General features: G+C 50.4%; 9 tRNA genes and 2 rRNA genes. All 11 read right to left on the minus strand.

Going from position 1 to position 1,414, the window contains the following annotated elements:
• Positions 1 to 283, minus strand: a 16S ribosomal RNA gene (locus tag BXO87_RS05690); the annotation flags it as partial.
• A gap of 165 nt (positions 284 to 448) precedes the next feature.
• Positions 449 to 524 (minus strand) — tRNA-Ala (locus BXO87_RS05695).
• 4 nt (positions 525 to 528) lie between these two features.
• Positions 529 to 605, minus strand: a tRNA-Pro gene (locus BXO87_RS05700).
• Positions 606 to 621: 16 nt separating this feature from the next.
• Positions 622 to 698 (minus strand) — tRNA-Arg (locus BXO87_RS05705).
• Between the two features lie 10 nt (positions 699 to 708).
• Positions 709 to 794: transfer RNA gene (locus tag BXO87_RS05710), tRNA-Leu, on the minus strand.
• Between the two features lie 14 nt (positions 795 to 808).
• Positions 809 to 883 (minus strand) — tRNA-Gly (locus tag BXO87_RS05715).
• A gap of 24 nt (positions 884 to 907) precedes the next feature.
• Positions 908 to 989, minus strand: a tRNA-Leu gene (locus BXO87_RS05720).
• Positions 990 to 995: 6 nt separating this feature from the next.
• Positions 996 to 1,071 (minus strand) — tRNA-Lys (locus tag BXO87_RS05725).
• A gap of 36 nt (positions 1,072 to 1,107) precedes the next feature.
• Positions 1,108 to 1,183: transfer RNA gene (locus tag BXO87_RS05730), tRNA-Thr, on the minus strand.
• Positions 1,184 to 1,188: 5 nt separating this feature from the next.
• Positions 1,189 to 1,264 (minus strand) — tRNA-Val (locus BXO87_RS05735).
• 23 nt (positions 1,265 to 1,287) lie between these two features.
• Positions 1,288 to 1,403: ribosomal RNA gene (gene rrf / locus BXO87_RS05740) — 5S ribosomal RNA — on the minus strand.
• Positions 1,404 to 1,414 lie beyond the last annotated feature (11 nt).

The raw sequence follows: 1,414 nt of genomic DNA on the forward strand, positions 1-1,414 counted from the left end.
GCCTTGGTGAGCCGTTACCTCACCAACTAGCTAATGCGCCGCGGGTCCATCTGTAAGTGGTAGCCGAAGCCACCTTTTATGTCTGAACCATGCGGTTCAAACAACCATCCGGTATTAGCCCCGGTTTCCCGGAGTTATCCCAGTCTTACAGGCAGGTTACCCACGTGTTACTCACCCGTCCGCCGCTAACATCAGGGAGCAAGCTCCCATCTGTCCGCTCGACTTGCATGTATTAGGCACGCCGCCAGCGTTCGTCCTGAGCCAGGATCAAACTCTCCGATAAAGTAGTTTGACTGACTACGCACATCGCTGTGCGATTTATTTAAAACTTTGAATTAACAGGTACGTTTTGTCTTGTTTAGTTTTCAAAGATCATTTTGTTCACTTTCTCAAGCAACTTTTTAAGTTTATAATAAGTTTCTTTTAAAGTCAACATATTTTTTATAAATGGTGGAGCCTAGCGGGATCGAACCGCTGACCTCCTGCGTGCAAAGCAGGCGCTCTCCCAGCTGAGCTAAGGCCCCGAAGTGGTCGGGAAGACAGGATTCGAACCTGCGACCCCATGGTCCCAAACCATGTGCTCTACCAAGCTGAGCTACTTCCCGATTTTTAAAAATATTATGGCGCGCCCGAGAGGAGTCGAACCCCTAACCTTTTGATCCGTAGTCAAACGCTCTATCCAATTGAGCTACGGGCGCATAACAATAATGCCGAGGGCCGGACTTGAACCGGCACGGTAGTCACCTACCGCAGGATTTTAAGTCCTGTGTGTCTGCCAATTCCACCACCCCGGCGTGGATGGTATAGTTGGAGCGGAAGACGGGATTCGAACCCGCGACCCCCACCTTGGCAAGGTGGTGTTCTACCACTGAACTACTTCCGCATACAGGATAACTATCCTGTATAATGCGGGTGAAGGGACTTGAACCCCCACGTCATAAGACACTAGATCCTAAGTCTAGCGCGTCTGCCAATTCCGCCACACCCGCGTAACATGGTGAGCCATGAAGGACTCGAACCTTCGACCCTCTGATTAAAAGTCAGATGCTCTACCAACTGAGCTAATGGCTCTTTTTAAAAGACTTATGTTATTATCTTGTCCAAAAATGGTGCCGGCCAGAGGACTTGAACCCCCAACCTACTGATTACAAGTCAGTTGCTCTACCAATTGAGCTAGGCCGGCAAATATGGTGGAGGATGACGGGCTCGAACCGCCGACCCTCTGCTTGTAAGGCAGATGCTCTCCCAGCTGAGCTAATCCTCCATATATTACACTTACGTATAATAGCTTGGCGGCGTCCTACTCTCACAGGGGGAAACCCCCGACTACCATCGGCGCTGAAGAGCTTAACTTCCGTGTTCGGCATGGGAACGGGTGTGACCTCTTCGCTATCGCCACCAAACCATTGAGAGT

The organism is Bacillus sp. GZB (assembly GCF_001975995.1).
Taxonomy (GTDB): domain Bacteria; phylum Bacillota; class Bacilli; order Bacillales; family Bacillaceae; genus Bacillus; species Bacillus velezensis.